This is a genomic window from Portibacter marinus (assembly GCF_021533195.1).
Classification (GTDB): Bacteria; Bacteroidota; Bacteroidia; order Chitinophagales; family Saprospiraceae; genus Portibacter; species Portibacter marinus.
Window position 1 is genome coordinate 96916 of the sequence record NZ_JAJNKB010000005.1, and the last position, 25854, is coordinate 122769.

General features: G+C 40.4%; 13 protein-coding genes. 2 read left to right on the forward strand and 11 right to left on the reverse strand.

Going from position 1 to position 25854, the window contains the following annotated elements; all coding sequences use genetic code 11:
- Position 1 precedes the first annotated feature (1 nt).
- The 8 genes from rhaM to L2567_RS13190 all read right to left on the reverse strand — a co-directional run bounded on the left by rhaM (position 2) and on the right by L2567_RS13190 (position 19489).
- The gene (rhaM, locus tag L2567_RS13155; RefSeq protein WP_235298251.1) at positions 2-316 is read right to left on the reverse strand and encodes an L-rhamnose mutarotase; all 315 of its coding nucleotides are present in this window, start codon (positions 314-316) and stop codon (positions 2-4) included.
- Between the two features lie 67 nt (positions 317-383).
- Complete coding sequence (locus L2567_RS13160) at positions 384-1487, reverse strand: glycoside hydrolase family 88/105 protein (RefSeq protein WP_235298252.1); 1104 nt, start codon at positions 1485-1487, stop codon at positions 384-386.
- Complete coding sequence (locus tag L2567_RS13165) at positions 1484-5002, reverse strand: glycoside hydrolase family 3 N-terminal domain-containing protein (RefSeq protein ID WP_235298253.1); 3519 nt, start codon at positions 5000-5002, stop codon at positions 1484-1486. The genes L2567_RS13160 and L2567_RS13165 overlap by 4 nt, the downstream gene beginning before the upstream one ends.
- A 3-nt stretch (positions 5003-5005) precedes the next feature.
- Entirely contained in the window at positions 5006-9712 is a 4707-nt protein-coding gene (locus tag L2567_RS13170; protein WP_235298254.1) for a glycosyl hydrolase, read from the reverse strand.
- Between the two features lies 1 nt (position 9713).
- A complete protein-coding gene (locus L2567_RS13175; protein WP_235298255.1) occupies positions 9714-11039 on the reverse strand; it encodes a BNR-4 repeat-containing protein in 1326 nt (441 codons plus the stop codon).
- Positions 11040-14504 (reverse strand): alpha-L-rhamnosidase-related protein, encoded by a 3465-nt coding sequence (locus L2567_RS13180; RefSeq protein WP_235298256.1) that lies wholly within the window; start codon positions 14502-14504, stop codon positions 11040-11042.
- Positions 14505-14628: 124 nt separating this feature from the next.
- The gene (locus L2567_RS13185) at positions 14629-16386 is read right to left on the reverse strand and encodes a RagB/SusD family nutrient uptake outer membrane protein (protein WP_235298257.1); all 1758 of its coding nucleotides are present in this window, start codon (positions 16384-16386) and stop codon (positions 14629-14631) included.
- Between the two features lie 10 nt (positions 16387-16396).
- Complete coding sequence (locus tag L2567_RS13190; protein ID WP_235298258.1) at positions 16397-19489, reverse strand: SusC/RagA family TonB-linked outer membrane protein; 3093 nt, start codon at positions 19487-19489, stop codon at positions 16397-16399.
- 276 nt (positions 19490-19765) lie between these two features.
- On the opposite strand from L2567_RS13190, the gene L2567_RS13195 reads away from it, so the two are divergent.
- Both L2567_RS13195 and L2567_RS13200 read left to right on the forward strand, forming a co-directional pair.
- Positions 19766-21505, forward strand: coding sequence for a hypothetical protein (locus L2567_RS13195; RefSeq protein ID WP_235298259.1), 1740 nt, complete (start codon positions 19766-19768; stop codon positions 21503-21505).
- Between the two features lie 76 nt (positions 21506-21581).
- Entirely contained in the window at positions 21582-22268 is a 687-nt protein-coding gene (locus L2567_RS13200; protein ID WP_235298260.1) for a hypothetical protein, read from the forward strand.
- Positions 22269-22275: 7 nt separating this feature from the next.
- On the opposite strand, the gene L2567_RS13205 is transcribed toward L2567_RS13200, so the two are convergent.
- The 3 genes from L2567_RS13205 to L2567_RS13215 form a co-directional block, all read right to left on the reverse strand.
- Complete coding sequence (locus tag L2567_RS13205; protein ID WP_235298261.1) at positions 22276-22929, reverse strand: hypothetical protein; 654 nt, start codon at positions 22927-22929, stop codon at positions 22276-22278.
- Positions 22930-23159: 230 nt separating this feature from the next.
- The gene (locus tag L2567_RS13210) at positions 23160-24518 is read right to left on the reverse strand and encodes a pyridoxal-phosphate dependent enzyme (protein WP_235298262.1); all 1359 of its coding nucleotides are present in this window, start codon (positions 24516-24518) and stop codon (positions 23160-23162) included.
- A 46-nt stretch (positions 24519-24564) separates the two neighbouring features.
- The gene (locus tag L2567_RS13215; RefSeq protein WP_235298263.1) at positions 24565-25788 is read right to left on the reverse strand and encodes a LysM peptidoglycan-binding domain-containing protein; all 1224 of its coding nucleotides are present in this window, start codon (positions 25786-25788) and stop codon (positions 24565-24567) included.
- Between the last annotated feature and the right edge of the window lie 66 nt (positions 25789-25854).

The following is a 25854-nucleotide window of genomic DNA, read 5'->3' on the forward strand; positions in this document are numbered from 1 at the left end:
TTTATTTAAGGTAGAAGACCTCTTTTAAAGGTTTGGTCACGGGAGAGTGATCATCATTGGTCTCCATGATGTCTGCCATATGTTTCCACCATTTTTGGATGATTTTTTCTGCAGCAAGATCCTGTGATCCTTTCTCTCCATCGATCTTTTGATAGGCAAATAAGGTGTGGGTTTCTTTATCCAGGAATATTGAATATTCAGAGATGCCCGAATTCTTTAATAGGGTGACCAATTCCGGCCATAAAACTTTATGCCTTTCTTCATACTTAGTTGCACATCCTGGCTTTAAGGTCATTTTAAATGCTACTCTTTTCATTTTAATTTATTCTGAAACCAGTCTTTGCTTTAGATCTACCAAATATTGATCAAAATTGTAGTCCATTCTACAACTTTAATATTTCACTACCGGCAAGCAGAAATGCTCCTGTTCCATAGTTTTGCCAACTGTCTGCAGATGCAGGGTCTGGTGATGCCCCTATGTTTTGAACCCATCCTACTTTTCCACTAGGTTGTTGGCAATCTTCCAAAGCCACCCAGGCCTTTTTGACTGTTTCTTCATAGTTTTTGCGATCAAGAATGCCATTATTGATTCCCCATGTCAATGCGAAGGTATAAAAACCACTGCCGCTAACCTCTCCATGGTTCCAGGACTCAGGTGATAAAAGGCTGGATCTCCACAAACCGTCAGCCGGTTGTAATTCTTTAATCCTTTCGGCCATGGTCTTATAGAGGTCCTCATAAAAATTATAATGCTCCCAGTCTTTAGGTAATTCGCTGAGTATCAAAGCAAGCCCTCCCAGGACCCATCCGTTACCTCTGGACCAAAAGATTTTTTCACCATTTTCTTCTTTCAGATCATCTTCTGATCCTGTCCACTGAAAGCGTGTATCTCTAGCGAACAATTTCTCTTCCTGATCAAACAGTAAATTGTAGGTCTCCATGTAATACTCATGCATTTGATTGAGTATTTCTTTATTTCCCGTCAGATTGGAATATTTGACAAGGACCGGTGGCGCCATGAACAATGCATCACACCACCACCACAGTATTTTTTTCTCAGACATTGGATCCGTACCATCCTTCCAGGCATGTGGCTTATAGAGATGATCCATAATCCAGACAGAAGTAGGTTCAAGGTCGACAACATCCGGTTGAAGTGCATTCAGATATAGATATGAATAAGAAATAGCGACGTCATCAGCATGATAAAATCGTTCCCATGTCTCCCAATCGTTTCTTTCTCCCATATCTTTTATGGCTTTAAGAAAAATTGGATTACCAGTAGATTCATGCGCCCTTGCAACACCGGTATAGTAGGCTCCGTTTGTCCAGTCTGTAGGGTCCTTGGCAAAAATTGGATTGGCCTCTTGCCATTTTAGAGCCTCCACCATAGCATTCTCAACATTTTGATCATCGATCTTGATTTTGCTCGCTCCACAAGATGTCAAGATGACGGCCCATCCTACGAATAATATGAATCTTATCATTTTACTAATTTAAATTGTTGAATTAATCCTTCTTGTGAAGAAGGTCCTACCTGCACCGTGTAGTCACCAGGTTCCAGAATTTTTTTCATACTGATTCCGGTGAATTTAAGCATTTCAGGCTGAATTTGGAAAGTGATTTTTTTGGTTTCCCCAGGTTTGAGACTTACCTTATCAAAAGCCTTTAGCTCTTTATCTGGTCTAAGAACACTGCCTATTTCATCCTTTACATACATTTGGACCACCTCTCTGGCCTCCATAGTTCCAGTATTGGTTACTTCCACCGTTACCTGAATAAACCCATCAGGGTCAAGGGTTTCACTAGATAAATTTAAATTTGAATACTTAAATTCACTGTAACTAAGACCAAATCCAAAAGGGTAGAGCGGTCCCTGATCCAGAAATAAATATTCTTTTTTACGATTGATTTCCTTGGAGCTGTAATGAAAGGGAAGCTGACCTATATTTCTGGGAACCGTTACCGGAAGTTTGCCTGAAGGACTGACTTCGCCGAATACCAGCCTGGCAATGGATTCATCTCCAAATTCACTGAGGTCCCAACAGTCCAAAATGGCATCTGCATGTTTTGAAATCTCATTAATAGCGAGGGTTCGTCGATGTTTAAGAATGACAATCACAGGCTTTCCTAGATTTTTCACACGTCTGATCAATTCATCTTGTTTTCCTAATGGTTCAATTGTACCTCGATCACCAAGGGCATTATTGAAAAAAGCCTCTTTTGACGTGTGTTCATCACCACCCAGATAAAGCACTACCACATCTGCTTCGGCTGCCATGGAAACCAAGCTTGCTAACTCTTCTTCAGTCGTTTGTAAAAGTTGAGGAACACTTCGGTTTTCATCGGTAAGCCGGAATCCTTGTTTTGATATGATTTCAGTCTCCTTTCCAGCAATTCTTCGCCATGCTTCTGCTGTGTCTTCATCCAAAATTGGTCCCAGTAGAGCAATTTTTTTCGCTGAATGGGGTGCCAATGGCAGGATTGCATTTTCATTTTTAAGTAAAATGATGGATTCTAAGTCAGCCTCCTTGGCCAATGCAAGGGCTTTTTCTGTGCGAACCCCGTTTCGGGTATGTTCTAAATCGATGTATGGATTTTCGAATAAGCTCAGGATAAATTTTGTTCTCAATACATTTCCGGCTGCCTGATCTATATATGTGATTAATTCAGGGTCTCGTTTTGCCATTTCAGGCAGTAAAATATAAGCTTCATCGCTGTATAGATCTACGTCCATTCCGGCTTTCAGACCTAATAGAGCCGCTTGTTCTGCCGACTCGGCAACATTCATAAAGAAATAGAGCCTTGCGATATCATTGGCATCCGAAACTGTATAACCTTTGAATCTCCACTGATCACGTAGTACTTCTCTTAGTAACCAGGGATTCGCATGGCTGGCAATTCCATTCAGATCGCCGTGAGAAGCCATGATTCCCAATGCTCTGGCTTCTTTTACAGCTGCTTCGAAAGGAGGAAATATTTCATCGATCAGTGTTCTGGGTGAAATCTCTATAGCGGCAAAATTGGTTCCACCCAAAACTTGTCCATAGCCTGCAAAATGTTTTGCAACTGCGCCAATATGCGTTACCTCTCCCAGACCTTCGTAATCTCCCTGCACTCCTTTGATGGCACTCGTCACCATCTGCCTCACCAAATAAGTATCTTCGCCAAAAGCTTCACTCATTCTACCAAACCTGGGATCTCTGACAATATCTGCTTCAGGAGAATGACACATATGCATTCCTCTTAATCTCGCTTCCCGGCCTACCACATCCCATTCTCGTTTGACCAACTCTGGATTCCACGATGCAGCAAATGTAATCGGCCTTCCAAAGACAGTGCAACCTTCTGCATCCACGCCATTGTAGGATTCTGTTACAAACAGTGCAGGTATTCCCCATCGATTATTTTCAATGATGTATTTCTGCAACTCATTATTCAGTTTGGCCGCTCGAACCGGGCTGATGTGTTCTCCCGGATTCTTAATACCAGCAATACCATATGCTAGCCTGGAAATGACGTCCTGTGATAGCTTCATTTTATCATCATCTCCCATCTCCACACCTTTATTGGCATGAAAAATTCTCATTTGGGCAACCTTTTCTTCTACAGACATTTTCGAAAGCAGATCTTCAACTCTCTTTTCAATGGGCAAAGAAGGATCCTGATAATCATCTGATCCTGCAAATTTGAGAAAATCGATGGTCAGTGGGAGTCCACTTTTTTTCTTGATTTTGATGTCAATGTTGCCTTCCTGTGAATTCAGATTTAAAGGAATTTCGATCATTCTTTCTTCCTGGTCCAACTTAAAACTTAAGTGTCCAATCTCCTGTTCCTGCTTACTTTTATCGACTATGCTAATGTCGTAGTCGCCGTTTCCACTGACTTTGATTCTCACTTTGTCAAGCCATTCTAATTCTTTCACATTTTGGAAGAAAAGTTGGCTTTCCTTTGCTGTTTGGGTGACTGCAAACCCCTTTTGCCACTCTTTCTTTTTCAGGTTTTCTGCTGCAAAGTATTCCTCTGCTTCAATGGTATCCGTAGCGCAATATTGACCTACACCCAATCTATCAACCCTGATAGGTGCAATTTGTCCATTGTCCTTATATTGGACATAACTGATAAAGGCATCTCTAAACCACCGATTTCCGGTTTGACTGATATCACAATAAACGAAATAGGTCTGGTTATGCCATTCGAAAAATGATCCATGACGCCCCTGCCGGAAACCATTAGGCCAGGTAGGTTGATCATAACCGTATGCAAAACTTTCCGGTTGCAGAATGGCATCTTGATATTTATACGGACCATAGAGATGATCAGAGGTAGCATAGAAACAACCCCAGGACAAATAGTATTTACCTTCGTGCTGATGTAAAAATGGTTTATCATCAGTCGGCATTTTTTTATTGTTTCCGTCCAGATTATATGGACCTCTGGGATTAATGATATCTATTTTACGAGGAGCCTCCGCAAGACTAATCATATCATCTCCAAGCTTTGCGATGTAATAATCCCATACCCCAAATACTATGTAGTGAGATCCATCGTCCTCAATGATGCTCATATCGTATTCATGTGTAGGTGTAAGGTCTTCAGGCAAAAGTGGTTTACCTAATGGGTCAACCCAAGGACCGACCGGACTTTCTCCGACTACAACTCCCGATTGTTTATTTCTTTCTGAAAAATACCAGTAGTATTTACCATTTTTTTCAGCTGCATCAGTGGCCCAGCAGCCGTCATATGGCTTTCCGATGTACGTGTCTTCAGGCTTCAATACACTTCTCTTGGTCCAATTCACCAGGTCGGGCGAAGACCAAACCCACCAGTCTTCCATGGTAAATTTTCTGTTATCTGCAGATTTATCATGAGAGGCGTATACATATGCCGTGTCGTTAAAGATACGTATATGAGGATCATTCAGCCCAACATTGGGAACAATAGGATTGCCTGCCATTAAACAGGAAGCTGTTAGTAAAAATAGGTAGAGATATTTGTACATCAATTACTTTTTAAAAATTTCTTGGGCTTCGCTCACTGTGAATTTTTCATCATCGTAAAGCACCACATAGTCAAAACTAAATCTCTGAGATCTGCCGGCAACGGTAAGCGTGTATTCCACGCCTTCTTTTAACTTATAAACCAGGTCATGGAATTGATGTCTTCCTTTCTCAGCCCTTCGGCCCCAATGCCAGGATAGTTCTGGTGTTCTGGTACTGCCTTCCTGAAAGTATTTTTGAAAAGTTTGTAGTTCTTCTTTTGTCAATGTTGTGGCAGAAGCGTAGTCGCCACCCATTTTTACAAAAGCATCGTTGCACCAATCACCACGGGCACCTTCCAGTCTTTTACTAGCCATCATTAATAGTCTGAAGTTTCCGTTTTTAGGGGCTGTAAAAGTATAGACAAGGGGTGAGGCAGGATCTCCCTGATCTGGGTCGTTGCCCATGAACTCCAGATGAGTTTTTCCTGATGCACCCTTCACATAATAGGGATGACCGGGTTCTCTGGTTTGCCAATCCCCCGGGTCAGATGTAGTGGACTCTGCTTCTATTTGTATGAAATCTTTCGGTTCTATCATCTCAGTGGTTTTAACTGGCGCGGAAATCATAGGTTGGTGGTGAAATAATGCCTTCACTTCTTTAGTTCCCGCTCTACTGTTCCCTTGATCGGGTCCACCGCTGATTAGCCAGTAGGTCATACCTGCATCTGATACATCGTATTGAAACGCTGTATTTGCCTTCCAAGTCTCAAGAGAATCCACCTGCCAGGTATCGTCAATGTCATAAAGCCATCGCCAATCTTCATTTGAGCTTTCTTTCAGCCATTTCCAGTGGTCAATATGACTGTGAAAATCGTTTTCTCCATTAGAACGATTTTGATCTGGTATTTTATGGAAGCGAACTTTTGGGAAATCATTCTTTAAGTCGTACCAGGTTCTCAGGGTCTCTCCGTGTGAATGCTTCTCATTCCATTGACTGTGTGATATTAAATGTATATAGGGGTGCTTCGTTGGGTCTACCTCAGAAAGCATTGAATAAATCGTGTGCATGGGTCCGGCACATACCACCCATAATGGATTTTCCTGGGTGGATAGATTTGCTTCTTTGATAAAATTAGCCGTTGCTGCGTCTCGCTCAGTTTGATTGTTGAAAATTCTGCTAACATCCAATCCAAATCTTTTAGCTCCACCTTTTGCAGCTTCGTCCATGATGACCTCCCAGGATTTCCTGGATAGTCCGATATGATTATTATAGTCATAGTGCACCAAACGTTCTCCTAGGCCTGCATAATGCAGCAAGGCCAGTGACATTGCTGTAGCGCCCCAATCATCAGAATCGTGAAGATTTCCATCCGAACTGAAAGCGATTCTACCTGCCGGCATATTAATCTGTGGTAGGAAATCCGGTGTTAAATTTACTTCTTTAGTAAAGCTTAAGTGAACAGGACCTTTTAGACCGCTGGGCATCAATGGATCGTCTTGATGATAAAATGGTGCAGTGGTAAAAGTAGTTCGCTGTCCTGCTGGTCTGGGTTCATTGTTTGTATACCATGCTGGCATGGTCAGGTCCGTAGGTCTGTGTGGTCCCAATTGGTAGCCACCATCATTTGCAGGAAATCGTTCATCGCCAATCAATTTGTTGGACCACTGATTGGTCACGAAGATGTCTATTTTATTGACACCTACTTTTAAGAATTCGGTAATGTCTATCTCAAAAGGTGGATACCAGGCTATTCCAGCGCTTTCACCATTGATGATTACTTCTGCAACAACATCTACATCGCCTAAATCAAGTTTTGTCCTGATGCCATCCTCCAAATGTTGGTCGTCTAAAATAATCTCATTGCTGTATCGTGCCGTACCACTGAAAAATCTTATTTCATCATCAGGGTGTGCTGACCAGTCTTGTAGTGTTTTGAATAAGTATTCCTTTTCATCAAATTTAACCTTCCAGGGCGTTTTAACGGCTTGTGTTGTTGGAATAGCATGGACATTTTTTAAATTATTTTGGTAGCCTGTTAATTCGATGTTAGGTTCTTTGTCATTCTTGAATCCTCCGATGATGTGATTATGCTCATCGTAATAGGCGTCCAATGCTTCGTCATAAGCCAATGTGGGAACATTTCTTCGGCTTTCCCGGAAAACAACAAAGACTGATTCTCCTGAATTCAAAGACAAATGGAGCCTGGTTGTTTCTTTTTGTGACTCAAAAAATGGCGTTTTTACAATAGAACCATCCATTGCTTTCCACAATTCAGGTATTTTATTGGTAACACGAAAATCGACTGTAAATTTACTTTTCAGGCTGTCTGGATTATAGAAAAAGTAAATGTCTGCATCTTTGGTTTTTCTGTGTATAAAGTCAATGTCATCTCTTTCTTGTACCTGAAAATCAGGTTTTACTTTAAGGTCATCAAGGACTGATTCCCAATTTTTTACAGGACGTATATTTTGAGCGATGACGGATTTTGCTTCGGCAAAGGCACTTTGTTCTTTCGAACTTCGATTATAACCAGCAAGTTTTTTAGGAGGTATTCCATAAACTGGTATGTCTTTGTTTATGAACTCTGCAATTCTCAAGGCAGTCGGTAATTCCATAACTTCTGTATTTTGCAGCACCAAACCAGAATAGGTCGTTCCTTCAGGCAATACCAGTTGACCTTTTGTGATTTTCAACCTATTGATAAGTACATCTGCATTGACGCAATCGTAATTGATAAACTTAGGAACTTCAGGAGTGATTTGGCCTCTCATCAAACTGGAATTAGGGCTATCATCTCCACCAAAGACCAGTAAATCTGATACCGGATTTCCCAACCGCAACATATAAGAACCCCTCGATAAGTACTCAAACCAGGCTTTACCTGCATTTTTCCACCAGGTCTGTGTTCTGTCAATATGAAAACCCCATCTGTTCATAGTCATACCTGGTGATACATGTGTGTTGGCTTGATGTGCAAAACGATGAAACATGATTTCGTTGATTCCCTGCGTCCAACCCAAGTCACCGGAAGTTTTAGCCATAGCCGGGTGTCCTCTCCAATTTATTTCGGGTCTGGACGTGAAAGATTCAGCTGAAATAATGGGTTTGCCGTAAATGTGTGAGCCTGAAACTGCAGATTTGACCATGGTTATGGGTCTATTCATCCAAAACTCACCCATAGGTAAATCAACATTCTTTACGATGTCCAAATCATTCAGCGGACCAAATCCGTATGGTTCGACATAACTTTTGATACCGTCCTGGTGACAAAGCTCTGTGAAATAATCAAAGTAATTTTTTGTCATCAGATCACAGATAATGGCTCTGAAATCATATAGCACATCTTCAGAAACTTCTTTGGTCTCAACGAACTTACCAGTGATTAAGGGCAAAAAATCGATGATGCTATAGCCGAACCGAGCTTCGAATTGTTCATCAAATCCTTCAGTCCAGTTTTGTCCTCCCATTTCATAGCTATCGATCTCAACGTACTGAAGAGCATTAGGAGCTTTCTCTTTAGTATTGACGATCACTTTTTTGATAAAGGCATCATAATGTTTTTTAAAATGCGCTCTGCTCAATTTATCGACTTCTAACCCTCTCCCTTCATCGGACGCAGGATTGTTAAATGCACCAGTTGATGTATATCCAATCCTCAAAATGGTCCACTGACCTTCTGGTAATGCTGTTTGCAGCCTACCATTGGCACCTAATTTTTGATTTATGATGCGAATGCTGTTCTTCGGAATGATCATAGATGCATCAGGTGTGCCCATATCTCGCAGTGAATTGGCCTCTGTCCTGGCAATCATAGTTCGACCTAACGGATCGTCAATCATGTATGTTGAGGTTAAATATGCCTCTTTAATTGACATGGTACTGTTCAGTTGGAGTCTAAAATGCCTGGAGTTGATGGCGTCAAAATGATCATTGATGGCCCATTCCTGTTTGCCTGTTCGAATTTTGTAGAGTTCTTTTATATCTTTCCAATTCTGGCCGTCTTCAGAAGTTTGTAGTATGGCATTTCCATTTCTTTCTTTAAATACCATAAAAACAGATCTGATGGACTTAGGCTTTTCATAAGAATAAGTGATCCATGGTTTTTGGCCATCTGATTGATTTAATTGGACGTCTTCATCTACTTTACCATCTACCAAAACAGATCCATTCACTTCAGAATCTGAAGTGGTTACGATTGGTCTATTTTCAAAATCGTCAATTTCTGAGGTGAGGCTAGGGTAGGCGATAACGGCGATATCTTGATAGAAGTTTTCTCTTTTAGTCGGCTCTTCCAGCGTAACATTGACCTTCCCACCTTTTACCATTTGCTGAGACCAAACGATCATCTTCATAGATTCATCCGGTTCGATCCAAGGACCACCGCTAGCTGACCAGCCATCACAATTATGGACTCCAAAACTGAGTCCCAGCCTTTCTGCTTCCACTGCAGCGTGGGTAATCATCTCATGGTGTAGGTCAGAATTATACTTTACCGGACCGTTAGGTATACCTTGGGTTACATTGAAAAGTAACAGCCCCCCAATGCCAGCTTCTTTCATGGATTCCAAATCTTTAGTAAGACCTTCCTTGCTCATATTCCCACTCATGGTATGCATCCATGTTTTGGGCTTAGTTTCATCGGGAGGACTTTTGAATAATTCGGTCTCTTGAGCATTGATATGGAACATGTTCAATGTGAAAACCAAAAATAATAGTTGCTTGCAGTTCATATTAATTGACTATAAATTCTAAAACATGGATAGGTTGAGCATCTCCCTGATCATTCTGCATGAGGTAGTAGTAGATTCTATTTTCGTGAATCGTACTGTTGCCATGTCGAAATTTCAGATCACCTTCATAGCTATATTCTTCTCTCCATTCATTTTTACCTTCAGGCGTACTTAATAAGAAAGGTTGGCCAATGTCATTTAATCCCATCAGATACACCTTATGACCAATCGAGAAAAGTTTACCTTTAGGAGACCCGATATCGAAACGTATGGATTTTTCACCTGAAGATTTGTAGTAATGGATCGTGGTATCATTTACGGTACTTAAAAAGTGATAAGATTCATTAGGCGTAACAACCCAGGTTGCACCTGAACTCATATAATTTCTGTTTACTAGTTCCAAAGGGGAACCAATTTTTAAGGCCTGGGGAGACTGAATGGGAAGTGTAACGGGCTTTCCTTGCAAAGTTTGCCATTGAGACGCACCGGTAGGGTCAATACTAGATGCAAAATACAATCCTGAATTATAGGTGTACTTTTCGTTAGGAAAATCTCGATATCGGATGGCAAAACCAGTCATCAGGCGATTATTATAGTGCGCAAAACTGCCATAAATGCTATATTTTTCAGAAACTGTTGTTTGATTGCCATTATTGAATTGAATGGTTTCTGACCAGCCATTTTGGTCGTAGTAAGCGTAAGAGTGATTGCCATTACCTGATCCACCAAGTCTCCAGAATACAAAAAGTTTTCCATCATCAGCCAGGCTAAAATTCGGATAAGTGGCCTTATCGTAATCCTGATCCTTCTTTAGATAGTTTCTTTTTCTGTTGAACAAGTCAATGGTCCAATCTTCATCCTCTGCGACAGCCGCTCCAGTTTTTGAAAGACTGTAATTGAAGAAATCGACACCATACTGTGTTTCTGAGTAAGCATGCATATCGTAAATCAGGTGGATGGTACTGTCTAAAGGTGAAATACCAATTGCAATAGTATTGTGGGAATCACCTTTTTTTGGATTACCTCTGTAACCTGTGTGCTGATGAGGAAATTCTATGTGATGCCACTTCTCTTCACCTATTTTCTTTCTACTCAACATCACATGTCGGTTGTCCATTCCTCCTCTATACCAGGTAACGTAGATATATCCGAAAGCGACCTTGATGCAATCACCATGAGGAGTTATTCTGGAATTAAAATGATAGTCTATTCCCTTTTCTCCTGCAAAATACAACGCCTGATCTGAAACCTTCGAGCTGTGAATCATATCTACCTGTGCCAGAGTGTAAGAATTGATCAATAATATGAAGAGAAATGTCCTGATCATTTAGAAACTGTTTATAGCAAGCTCTATACGATGTTGTCCCGGTTCTAATCTGATCGACCCAAAAGCTGCGCTCACTTTTTTACCATTGTGTTTGATGGCTCTCTTGCTATCTGCTGGCAAGAGAAACTCTGCGACCATGTTGGCAGGTATTACCATATCGAAACGATCCAGACGTGGATTCACACGAAGAAATTCTCCTTTGATGCTACCTCGAATGGTAGGCACTTCAATTCTACTTTCATTCAGAGTACTCATTTGAGGCTTAATGGTAGCCACTTCGAAGCCGGGTGTTTTTGGATTTATACCCCAAAGGCCTCTCGGTATGATATTAGCAGGTGCTGCTCCCCAGGCATGATTCCAATCTGCATTGGGCTTATACTTCATGTCCCATGCTTCCAGTGTGATGGTCGAACCCACTGCGATCATATTATACCAACTCCTATCATGAGTTGCGGTCAATAGCTCCAGAGCATAGTCCTCTTCTTCAGCGAGATATAGCGCTTCCATGAGATATTGAGCACCATAGACACTAGCGGCCATTCCCCTCGATTTAATATGTTCCAACACTGATGGAATATATGCATCCGGGACTATGCCAAAAGCAAGTGGCATCATATTAGAGTGCAAGGCAGCGTGGTCCGTTCCCTCACCATCTCTGTAAATACCCCTTTCCTTATCCAGTAATTTTTCGTTGATGGATTTTTTTGCCAATGCCGCCAGATAATTGAATTCTTCAGCATCTTCTGACTTCCCAAGAAGTTCAGCAAATTCCTCCATAATCTTCATATTCTTATAATACAAGGAGTTGATCACAGTACTGATAGGTTTGAATACGAAGCCATCTCGTTCACCCATGACCTCAGGATTTCCCTGCCATCCAGACGGTGGCCAGTCCACAATATCTCTTAGTTTTGCTTCTGGATCCTTAAAGCCCAATTTCTTCATGAACTCCGGAGTTGCCTTTTCAGAGCTGACAAGACCATCCTCTCTCCTCAACTCCATCAACGTTTTGTGTTTGAGTGGTTCATAGTATTTTTCGATCAGTTCTGTATTACCGGTATACATATAGTCAGCATAAACCATCAATGCGACATGCTGCTGCCACTCAGTGGGCCAGGTCGGGTACTCCATGAAATATTCGATGGTACGCCTGGCAATCGCATATTCACGATCGGTGGTATAATGACTCAATTGATTGAGATAAGCATCAGCTTCATATGGAATTCTTTCTCGGTCACCATCCACATAAAGTCCGGCAAATGTGGTTGCCTTGATGGAATATTTACACAAATCCCAAACCTGATTAAGGATATCATTACTGCTTTCGAAGAAGCTAGTCGAGTCCTCCCAGTAATTAAAATATGCAATCTGTTCAAAGTCATCGGAATTCAGGTCGTAATCCGGTTCAATGACTTCGGCGTATCGGAAAGGTACCAGAACGGGAAAAGAATCGGGTAGGGCGACTGCCTTATTGGGAAGTGTATTTCGGTTGTCAACGTGGACTTTTAGCTGATAATGATGAAGTCCTTTTTTTACGGGTGTTTTAATCTTTTGATGCCTGATATGCCCGCCCGGATCCTTGTTAATGAGTTGGCCTTCCAATTGTTCACCAACATGAATGACTAAGGTATCGTCTTGCTTAGCTTCATATGCAAATTCCATGGTTGCAAATGCGGCCTTACCGAAATCAATGAGGTAAGCATTTCCTATTTTTGTAATTTCGGTGGGCTTGATGCGTTCCAACAAAAACTTGTTTTCACTTGTAATCATGTTTTTTGGTGTGCCAATGGTAAACTGCTGCGGTTCTGAATAGTCTAATAAGCGATTAGCTTCATCCCAGATTCTTACTTTCCAATAATAAGTTTTGCCTTGCTTCAAAGGTGATCCGCCATGTTCAATATCCGTTGATTTTGCACTGCGCACATTGCCGCTATCCCAAACATCACCGATATTATTCTGAATATTATTTTGGCTGGAGGCCACCAGGATTTGATAGCCAGATTGATATTTAGCCCATTTCGGAACGATCCAACTGTATTCAGGTTTATTATCAACGATATAAACCGATTTAGGATCTCTGATAAATTCAACTGATAAACCGTGTGGACCTGTGCGATACTTATCGCTAAATTGCTTTATTAATTCGTCCGTTTTTTGTCTGAATTCAATTAATTTATTCTTGTACTCAGGAAGCGTCGCAAGGTTTTTGACCTCCTTTTTATCCTCAGAAACTTCGTATAGTTCTTCGATTGATTTATCATTAATGTATCTGAAGTATTTCCAGTTCTGAGTTCTTACACCTTCACTAGGCTGTATCTGATCGAATTCCCAGATGTGTTCAATCAGTGCTGTGTCTCTAGCCAACTTTTTATGTGTACCAGAAACTATGGGAACCAGAGACAGACCTTGCCATTGGTCCGGAGCTTTAAGACCAGCATAGGCCGCTATAGTAGAAGGAACATCTATATTGAGCGCCAATTCATCAGAATCAACATGCTGCTTTACTCTCGGATCATAAACAATCAGTGGAACGCGAACTGAATTGTCATACATCAACCATTTACCTGCAAGTTGTCTTTCCCCCAGAAAGTACCCATTATCTCCCATTAAGATGATGATGGTATTTTCTGCCAGACCTCTTTCCTCCAGCTTATCTCTAATTTTCTTGATTTCACGATCGATACCATAAATCATTCGATAATAACCCTTGACACTGTGTTGATACTTTGCTGGTGTATTGTATCTCCATGCCCATCGGACTCGATTAAAGCCATCTCTAATAAACTGAGGCTGAGCATTAAAATATTGATCATCGGATAGATCAGCTGCCTTAACTTCAGTATCTGCTAAAATGTGGTCAGACTCTTCTTGCCAAAAATATTGTTCTTCTGCACCATCATGTGCATGGGGTGCGCTGAAACTTAATGAAAGACAAAATGGCTCATCCTTTTCTACCGAATCAATGTAATCTAGAGCCTTTTGACCGGTATATCGCGTCAAATGAACGGTATCTCCATTTAAAGTTTTGTAATAGTACCCACGTTTGTCACGGTACGCATTATTTCGATCATAGCTTTCGTGGGTATCGAAGAGATGATCCAGATCATCATAACGAACGCCAAATTTTCCGTAGAAAGCAGTATGGTAGCCATTCTCTTTCAAAACCTTGGGATACGATTCCTTCATATAGGCTTCGCGAATATCGCCGGTTTGAAAATTGAAATTATGCGTTCTTTCATATAAACCTGTGAGAATGCTGGCTCTACTGGCAGCGCATATCGGCGTTGTCACCATGGCTTTATGAAAATAAGTGCCTTGTTTTGCCAATTTGTCCATTTCTGGAGTAAAAGCATATTCGTTTCCCGCATAGCCAATGGCATCAAACCTCTGATCATCCGTGAGGATAAATATAATATTGGGTTTGGATTGCGCATATGATAAAATAGGTCCAAGTGTTAGAACCAATATCAAAATTCGAGTAAAGTGCAGTTTGTATATCAAAATATTATTATTAGAAATTGAAAAAATGGGGTGTGGATTTTACACCCCATTCAAACTTAATAATTAATTGAAAAAATTCACTGTTTTTCTACCATCCCGGGTTTTGACCAACATTTGGATTTTGTGAAATCACACTGATGGGTATGGGCCAGAGATAGTGTTTGTTTTCAAAGTTGGGCTCGAAATCAGTATCCTTCCGTACGTCTATATAAGGTACTCCATCTATCATGGTCGTTTTTACTTTTGCACCGGGATATCTCGCTTCTGCTGCAGCGTCGAATCTTATTCCGAAATCTGAATTTCCAAAGTATTTGGGTCCTTGCGCCCACCTTCTTACATCATTGTACCGATGTCCTTCCAGAAAAAGCTCGACCCTTCTTTCTCTTCTTATCTCAATAATCAAAGCTGAGACGCCTTCATCAGCCTTGGTAGGATCCATTTGTGGGTTGACATCTAGGTGTGGCATGCCCGCTCGATCTCTTAAAAGATTGATGCTGATATCAAGATCCTCCTGTGTGATGGTTCCTAATTCCGCCTTTGCTTCTGCATAATTCAATAAGACCTCTCCAAGTCTTAAGCATGGGGGGGAAACCGTGTGTTGATTTCTGGGTGAACCTTCATCCACATCATTCCAGTGTTTGACCACATGATATCCGGTATTGGATTTATTTCGTCCGCCGCTCTGTCCAGTCAATCTGGGATAAGTATTGTTAAGATCTCTGGCATAATTTAATCTTTCTGCATCCGCAGGGTTCAGTACGCACTGACTTAATCTTGGGTCTCTATTCATAAAAGTCGTTTCTATGGAATCATCACCCATGTAATTAGGAGAAAGGGATATAGGTAAGCCATCGTCACATAAAAAATCGTCAACAAAACTTTTAGTAGCACCTCCATTGTAATTAAAAAATAACCTGGATGCAAAATGACCATTGATATCTGCGATGTACCGTCGATAATAAATCACTTCGGGATTTCCTTCCTGAGTGGTTTGCCAATGCATGAATCTGTAATCATTTTGAGGATCTCCTGTGTTGTAGATCGAAAACTGCCCCGAAGTCATCAGTTCTTCGGAAGCGGATAAACTTTCCTGAAGATATTTTTCAGCATCACTTAGACCATGGTACTTGCGCCATGTTCCTTCAAACAGACATATACGTGATTTCACCGCAAGAGCCACCCATTTGTCCACCCTTCCTTCATCCCAGGATTCAGGTAAATTTTCAATCGCGAAATCAAAATCCTCCAGTACCTTTTCCATGACAAAATCTCTGCTATCTCTGCTTGCATATAAAACGTCGTCATCATCAATATTCAAGACCTTTTCCACCCATTGTACATCACCAAATTTGGAGACTTTATCGGCGTAAAACCAGGCACGAAACAATCTGGCTTCCCCTTTATACTTGGCTTTGGTCGCTTCCGATTCATTCGCCGAATCGTAATTTTCCAAACCAAAGTTGACCGCTCTGACCAGGTCCCAGCCTTTGTATCCCATTATTCTGGGACCGTCAGGCACCTCAAATGTACCGGTCCTTACGCTGTACATTTCTCGCGCCCTACCATGGGTAGCACCCAGGTTGTCACTCATTTCATCTTGCCACCACAGGCCCTCGTAAAAGTTTAGATTTTTCCCTTTTCCAAGTCCCATTAGTATAGGATAAACTTCATCGTTTCTGATCAGGTGATAAATGCTGTTGTTGTAATTCTTCATATCAGCTTCGTTCCTCCAAAAAGTTTCATTGCTGACTTCATCTAAAGGATAGCGCTCTAAAAAATCATCATTACAACTTGTGGTGAAGATGAAAACGAGAGCTACAGATATTGATTTAAGTATATTATTCATTGCTTTTGTTTTAGAAGTTAACATTGGCACCCACTGTAAAACTTCTGAAAAGTGGATAGTTAATTGAATTATTAAAGACGTATTCAGGGTCAAGGGGCCTCCTTATATTGGAATATTCCCAGAGGTTTTGCCCGCCAACATATACTTTGGCACCTCCTATGCCAGAACCTTTAAGTATAGAGATAGGCAATTGATAGGCTATGTTAAGATTTTTAAGTCTGATATAGCTGGCCGGTTGCAAAAACCTCGTTTGTGTCACAAAATTCTTATTACTTCTTTCAGACTGAGGGAAGTACGCATCTCTTCGATCTTCTGCCCAGGTCTCCGTTAACCAACTTTTATCTCCATTATAGGATCTCCATGGAAAGAACCAGGTCCAGTTACCAGATGAGGGATAGTAATCTCTTCTGCCTACACCCTGGAAAAAGGCGTTCACTGAAATACCGTTCCAACTGATCCCTGAATTAACTCCAAATGTAAGCCTTGGAGTGTTATTACCAATAATTTTGCGATCTCCGGGATTCTCAAGGGTGTTTTCACCGGTACTGATAATGCCATCACCATCTAAATCAGCGTATTGAATATCACCAACATCCCATCCATTTCCAACCCGACCCTGATCTGCAATCTGGGCTAATTGCTCTTCATCCTGAATGATTCCCACAGTTTCGAATCCCCATATTTCACCTATTTGTTGGCCTACATAGTATTCATCCAAAGAGCCTGTCGGATTGTCGTACTTGGTGATTATGCTTGTCCAGTCTGCCAGATTGAAAGTCGTGTAATAGCTCACTCCTTTACCAATTCCATCTCTCCATGTGAGTGAAAACTCCCATCCACTGGTTTCCAGATCAGCAGAGTTCTCTTGTGGAGCCTGAGTTCCCAAAATGTCGGGATAATCCCTTCTGGTCAACATACCAGTTGTTGCTCGTGTGTAAATATCAAAGGAAGATGAAAGTTTGCCATTTATCAATGAAAGATCTAGTCCCAGATTTCGGGTAGTCACTCTTTCCCATGTTAACGTAGGGCTCACCAGTCCGGGATCAGAAATGAATGGTGTAAAACCATCACTCAGTACAAAGTTTGACGTTCCTGAATTCAGAGACGGGATATACGGATAAAAATTGTTTCCTAGCAATTGATTCCCCAGTGAACCATAAGAAGCCCTCACCTTTAAGTTGTCCAACCATGCATCTGTGCCATCCATAAAGGATTCTTCAGAAATTCTCCATCCTGCTGAAAATGAAGGAAAGAATCCAAATCGATCTTCTTTAGGGAATCTGGAAGTTCCATCGTATCGCCCATTGAATTCAAACAAGTAGCGATCATCATAAATATAATTTAATCTATAAAATGCTCCTCTGAGTGAGGCATGAGATTTACTGCCACTGATTTGTTGCGCTCCTGTGGTAGCTCCTATGTCAATTAGTTCAGGGGAAACCAAAGTAAGGGCTTCACCAAAAACTCTTGTATTATAGTCATATTCTTGGTTAAAGCCAACCATGGCCTTGAGGTAGTGATTGGATTTGTTATTAATTTCGTATTCTAATCTTGCATTGAATACGTAATATTGATCATATCTGCGATCTACTTCGATCATATCATCTCCTATAATATTAACGGGATTGTCCTGATCCAAATTAAAGGAGACTGTTTGAAAAAGCGGACGTGCAGATTCAAATTGTCTATTAAAAATATTGTATGAAAAGTCGGTTACAAATGATAAGTTTTGCAATAAATCTGCCTTAACACCCGCCTTCATCCACACATCAGAGTTACTAAACTTTTGTCTGCCTCCATTGGTGAGCTGAGGCAGTATCATAAGGCCATGATCCCAGAACATCCCTTCATATTGTTCATAACCATCGATTCTAGGTATCACGTGAGGTCTCAATGGCTCAGTTCTTATGATAGTGTTGATACTTGGTGCCGAAGGTTTATCAGAATATTGCATATTCATGGTCAACTGAGTGTTGAAAGACAACCAGTTTTTAGCCTGAAAATCACCCTTCATTAAGACGTTGTACCTTTTAAAATTGTCATTTCCAGGATGGTTGTAAAATCCATCAGTGTTTAGGTGTCCAAAAGAGGTGTAGAAATTGGAACGATCTGTTGCTCCCGATACTGAAATATCATATTTCTGTCTGGGTGAGACGCCGCTTACCAGGTCATTGGCCAGATTATTATATCCATAGTGCTGGAAAGCCCCATCGACCAAAGCCCATGCTGGGTTATTCTCAGGATCAGACCAGTATCTCTCCAAACCGGCAAGATAATCATCGTTATAAACCGGCGCATCTCCTTCGCGTTCCCAGATAGCGTTTCGTTCTAAGGCATACACGTAGCCATTTTCGATGGGATCAACATGAAAAATAGCCTTGTTCCAGGAGAGTTGAGTACCCAGACTAACATTTACACCAGAACTACCGGTTTTGGTTTCTACTAGAATAACACCAAAAGCAGCTCTGGCGCCATATATCGCTGATGCAGCGCCATCTTTCAAGACAGATATACTTTTGATATCTTCTGGATTAATTCTATTGAGATCCATAGGGACATTATCAACGAGAACCAATGGAGCGCCTCCGTTAATAGATTCAAAGCCCCTGACATTAAAATCGATATCATCGGTAGGATCACCACTTGTAATGGTGACGTTGAGATTAGGGACTAGTCCTTGCAATCCCTCTCCTGTGCTTACAATCGGTCGGTCTGCCAATTGTTCTGCCCTAACCACATCTACAGCACCTGTAAGATTCACTTTTTTCTGAGTTCCGTAGCCAACTACAACAACTTCATCCAAAGTACTCGATGATTCAGCAAGTGTAACACTAACATTTTCCCTGCTATTGACAGGTTCCTCCAAGGTTTCAAACCCGATGTAGGAAAAAACCAAGATATTTTGTCCTCCTATTAATTCCAGCGAATAATTACCGTCAAAATCGGTTGCTGTACCATTCGTGGTTCCTTTCTGAGTAATGTTAACTCCCGGTAGAGCCGTACCGTCTGAAGACAGAACAGTTCCTTTGACCATGGACTGAGCCAAAAGAGAGCCTGTCCAGCCGAATGCTATTAGAATAGCAATTCCCAATAATTTTTTCATAAGTTTAGTTTGTCGCAAAAAAAGCGTTGATGAAAAATTCAAAATTTAATTCTGCTTACAGTAATTTCAATCAATCTTCATTTGGACATACCGTCGTACGATAAAACTAAATACAAACTGTTTTTGCACTGTTCTGTTCTGTGCTATGAAGGTGGCTATATTTGGTCATATAAAGTATGGACATATAATAATAAGAGATAAAGTGATCAAGTTTTAGAAAAGTATCTTACCTTGATTTTCAAAGGTTAAAGGATGTCCTTCTCAAAAATTTTTCTGGTGATTTCTATCGCTGTAATGATCGGAACCCACTTATTATATTATCCGAAATGGGATAAATCTGGCACGGAAGCAACACTTTCATGGGACGTTTCAGGCTATTATTTATATTTGCCCGCCACCTTCATATACAAAGATTTGAGAAATCTTGGTTTTGCAAATGAGATCCTCAAAACGTACCATCCTACACCTGATCTACAGCAAGCTTATGTTCATGAAGCGTCGGGAAATTACGTCATGAAATATTCCATAGGTCAGGCCATCATTTTATCACCAGGCTTTTTCATTGCGCATCTTTGGGCTACCTGGAGTGCATCTTACCTTGCGGATGGATTTTCTTTTCCTTATCAGTTTTCAATTTCAATGTGGGTACTTCTTATTACAATGGTAGGTTTAGTTGTACTGCGGAAGGCACTCTTAACATATTTCAATGAAATAGCCACTGGTCTAAGTATACTGGGACTAGTCCTCGGAAGCAACTATCTGAATTACGGTGCTATCGACGGTGCCATGACGCATAATACCCTTTTTACCGTTTATGCATTGCTTAGTTACACGACCATCAGATTTTACGATAATCCAACTCTTTTTAAAGCCTTTTTGATCGGGTTTTTAGTGGGACTCGCAGCATTAACTCGACCTACCGAAATCATTGCTATGATCATACCTGTGTTGTGGGGAGTAAACCTGTTAAGCAAGAAACAAGTCAAACTGCGGCTACATTTTTTTCAAGAGTATTTTAAATTGTTAATCTTCGCTGTTATTACCTGTGTAATGGTTGGAGCCATTCAGTTGGTTTATTGGAAATATGTGTCGGGAGATTGGATCGTATATTCCTATGGAGATCAAGGTTTTAGTTGGCTTAAGCCACATCTGATCGATGGCATTTTTAGCTACAAAAGCGGATGGCTAACCTACACGCCATTTATGGTCTTTGCTTTAATTGGTTTTTATCATTTGTATGGACAGCAAAGAAGTATATTTTTTGCAACCACCCTATTTTGTATACTCTTTATTTACATAGCTTTTGCCTGGGATGAATGGTGGTATGGAGGTGCTCTTGGCCAGCGGGCCATGGTGCAGTCCTATGCAGTATTCGCCTTTCCTCTCGCAGCTTTTTTTACTTATTTATTAAATGCTACTAAATGGGTACAGGTCACTCTTGGTTTACTCATTGGATTGTTTGTCTACACGAATCTCTGGTGGACTCATCAGGCGCATTTGGGAGGTATGCTTCATGTTGGACAAATGCGGAAGGCCTATTTCTGGAAAGTTTTATTGACCAATAAGTCAAAACCAGAGAATTTAAAGTTATTAGACGATGTCAATGAATTATATGAAGGTGAGGTCAAAGACGCTTTTACTATTTATCGAGATTCCACTTCGATTACAATCTTAAATTCTGAAAATCAATTCAGTCCTTTATTTAGAATACCTGTTGTGGTAGATTCCTCATATGATTGGCTACGAGTGTCAGCTGATTTCAAAATCGATCAAAAGGAATGGTTTTTTTGGACCATGACTCAATTTATTGTGGAGGTATATCACCAGGATCAAAAAATCGGAAACTATATGATTCGGGTGCAAAGACATATGAACGATCAGGAAAGCAAAAAACTTTATATTGACATTCCGAATCTTAAGAAGCCTATCAGTGAACTTCAAGTCAAATTCTGGAACGCTGGTGGACATAAGCGCATTGAAATTAATAATTTAAAAGTAGAAATCTTTGATGAGTGATAAGAATCCATCTAGCTGAGAGTTTTCTTAAAAAGCCCTGTAAAATTGATTAAATTCCTAAAATATAAATGATACCATGGTCAACAGTATAGTAGTAGCAGCCACACCTCATTTAAAGAAATCCTTGAATTTTTATCAAAAACTCAATTATACTGCTCTTCCCTCGCAAGAGCGATATTTATTTCAGGATCATCAAATGATTTTAGAGGTTAACGACGATAGAAAAGCCAGAACGGGATTGAGATTCTATAAGGATACATGGGAAAAGGAAGTCAAGGCACTAATGCGACTGACAGAGGTAAAAAAGAAAAGCCAAAGTTACTATTTCAATGATTTCAGCGGAGTGCGTATAGAGTTGAAGGAAGGGTTGTCATATATTTCTACCGATGGATCTGGACCCTCTTATCTTGGAAACTTTGCAGGAGTAAGTTTGGAGGGAATGTCAATTTCTCAAATGTTGAGTATCTATGAGCTCATTGGTTTTAAAACGATCATGGGTGATGAAAATAGTGGATGGATAAGTATTTCGAATGAAGAAGGATTTACCATCAGTTTAATGGATTTTGATTCTTGTCCCCATCAATTTTACAATCCTTCATTGACCTACTTTAATGGAAAAGACAATTTAAAAGTCATTGATAAAATAAAAGAGCTGGATATATCTGTAACAGAAGAAATCACTTATTTCAATAAAGACCATCTTGTGGATAACATTATCATTCGGGACCCCGGTGGTCTTGGTTTTTTTATTTTCAGTGACTAGTCCATCCTCAATTGACAAGGATTTTATCTTCGAAAAAAGGTAATAACTTCTCATTAATAGCATGATCTGCGAAGTCTGAAACCTGAGATTTCGTTATTTGAAAAGTCCGCGCTCTCATTTTTAAGGTTTTGCAGTTAACGCTAAAAGAGATCTTCTGCAGAGGGAAAAAAAGCATCAACTCTTTAGCAATTCTAAGTATGGTGCTGTATAAATACGATTTGATGACCTGTTCTTTTTCGTCTTCTTCAAGGAGTTTTATTTTCAGTTTGGCATCTTCCAAAGAATAAGATTTATTGGGAATCAAAGTTCCAGGTCTGAAGTCCAGAATGATTTCGGCTGAGTTATTGGCAAATCTGGAACGATAATTATGTCCCATATTGGTAATGATCTGAAGTGGCTCAAAATGATCTAAAATGCTGTGCATGGCATGGATGTCTCCATTTTCTGCGTCTTTAAACCAGGAAGAAAAATAGGAATCTGTTTTGTATTCATTAACTTCTTCAACATTAGAACCATACAAATGAAGCGAACTGATTCTTTTCAAATGGCGTTCCATTTGGAGTAGGTACTTCTCTGCCTGTTCCTTTTTGAACTTTGCAATCTTTTGTTCGTGAGCGTCTGGAGAAACAGCATCAGTCACATTGGGGCTTTGTTCAGTCATTGTAAATTTTCTATTTTAGGGTAAATGATCACTAAATTTAAAAATTTTATAGTCATCATCGAAAAACATTTTACACCCATCTCTTTGATTTGGAGGCGACGTATGATAGCGCTTGGTTCGTACATCCTAGCTCTGCAAAAAAAGGCTTGGAGTTGACTCAGATTGAGGAGTCATAAAACCTAGTTCCGAAAGAAATGCACGGAAAGAGTGGGGCATACTATCTCACTGTCCTACAAAGCCTGAATCAAATCATACTGTGTTACTACATGAAAATCTCCTGAATTTGATTTGCTGACAACCGCAGGTACTTCTTTAGAAATATATTTGTTTAACTCCCTTGCTGAAAGCTGTCCATCCACTACCGGAAAAGCCTGGCCCATTATGGTTTCTACCGCTTTATCTGCGTTGTTCATTGGATTTTCAAGGATGAAGTTTAACACCTGACTTTCATTGATAGAGCCAACAATTTCATTTTCCTTCATGACCGGCATTTGAGAAATATCATTCTCTTTCATGATGTTCATAGCTGTTCTTACAGTATCATTGGCCTGAATGGCGATAAATGGCTCCGCTTGTTTCATTCGGATTAAATCTGCTACTTTCACATCTGATTCCAGAAAGCCCCTGTCTCTCATCCAGTCATCATTATAGATTTTTCCGACATACCGGCTACCATGATCGTGGAGGATGACCACGACGACATCATCTTTCTTCAATTTATCTTTCAATTGAAGAACACCTCCTATCGCAGACCCTGCAGAATATCCCATAAATAAGCCTTCCTCCCTTGCCAGTCTACGGGCAAGTATGGCAGCGTCTTTGTCTGAAACTTTTTCAAAAAGATCGATCATTTCGAAGTCTACATTTTTGGGCAAAATATCCTCTCCGATACCTTCAGTAATATACGGGTAGATTTCCTTTTCGTCAAACTCTCCGGTTTCGTGATATTTTTTAAAAACTGAGCCATAAGTATCAACACCCCAAATTTGTATGTCTGGATTCTGTTCTTTTAAATACTTGGCAGTGCCACTTACTGTGCCACCTGTACCTACTCCTACGACCAGGTGCGTAATTTTACCGTCTGTCTGTTGCCAGATTTCAGGTCCAGTAGATTCATAATGGGCTTGAGTATTAGAGAGATTGTCGTATTGATTACACCAGAAGGAATTTGGAATTTCTTTACTCAGTCTTTCTGCAACGGAATAATAGGACCTGGGATCTTCAGGCGAAACATTGGTAGGGCAGACGATGACTTCTGCGCCCATAGCTCGGAGAATATCAAATTTTTCTTTAGACTGCTTGTCACTGGAAGTGAATATACATTTGTAACCTTTCACTACTGCTGCCAATGCGATGCCCATTCCGGTGTTTCCGGAAGTACATTCTATAATCGTTCCTCCTGGTTTCAGAAGGCCGCTTTTTTCGGCATCCTCGACCATCTTTAATGCCATTCGATCCTTAATGGAATTCCCTGGATTAAATGACTCGACCTTAGCAAGAACTAAGGCCGGTACGTCAGCTGTAATTTTATTTAACTTGACCAATGGAGTGTTACCAATGGTCTCTAATATATTATTGTAAATGTCCAAAATTCTAATTTTTATGCAAATTTAACCAGAATTTTGGTCTGCTTGTTTATTCTTCTCGAAATTTCACTCGGACTGCGAAGCGACGATCTACAACTCCTAAAGATTTTGCCACCATTGGTGAAACGACGATCGAAACGTCATCTGTATAGGTTCTTGGAGGTATGTTTCCAATTACCTTCGCTTGGACTGTTTTATTCATCATAGGATTGGTAATCTCTATGTAAGAGCCCACCTTAGCAGTTGGGTGTAGCGCAAACATATTTTTTGAATTTGTTGACGATTGATTCCAGATCGCTATTCCTTTGTCGCTTTTGTACACAAATTTGGGCTCTGTCGGGTTTGTCTTGTTAATGTCGATTTCCTTTTCATCTGACTCGACAATGGTTTCAAATTGAGGAGCTGAGTCCTTAAGTGGCTCATGACGAGGTAACTCGTTTACAACCCCAGGCGATTCGGCTTCCTGAACTTTAACGCTTTGAGTAGTTACAGGGGCTTCTTCGAGTTGATCAGAAAGGCTAACCACCTCTTTGATGTCTTTCTCCTCTCTTCGTTTCTTTTTCTTTTTAGATCCAAAAACACGAGCAAAAAATCCTTGTTTCTTTGGTTTCTCTTTTTGTACGGTTCTTGATCGAGTAGATTCTTCCTTTTTACTGGACTGTACTGGAGCATTAACTGATTCCTGTTTTGAAAGAACAATCGGAGCTGCATCAGTGACGCCTGAAACATCTGATTGGCCAGAATTAACAACTGCTGAATAATCATAGGTAGGCGGGGTAGCCTTAGGTGTATGTCCAATGGGCATCCAACCAACTTTGATCAGTTCATCAGCTTGTAGGTCCATGGTTTGTTTCTGATTAATCGCCATCAGATTTTCAATACTGGTATCAAAATATATCTTAGCAATTCGATATAAATTGTCTTTAGGTCGGATCTTATAATATACATTGACATACTCTCCTCCTTTAACGATATCATTCGGAGACTTCACCATTGAAGCCGCTAAAAATGGGACTCTTATTTTCTGTCCTATTTTCATGGCATTGAAATTGACACCGGGATTTACAGATTCAACATCTTTCATCCGTTGATCAAAAGCTTTAGAGAGAGAATATACCGTTTGTTGGGCTTGCATTTCGTGAACATAAACCTTTCCATATGTCGACGAAATCTGAACGATGACCTTGTCACCTGAATTAAATAAGTTTGCCTGTGCTTGTAGTGCCACTGTAAAAAGCATACAAAAAGCTAAAATCGCTGTAAACCTGTTCATGGTTTCTTAAATTTGCTGATAAAATCGGTTAAACAAAAATATAATGAATTTGCGTAATATATAAAC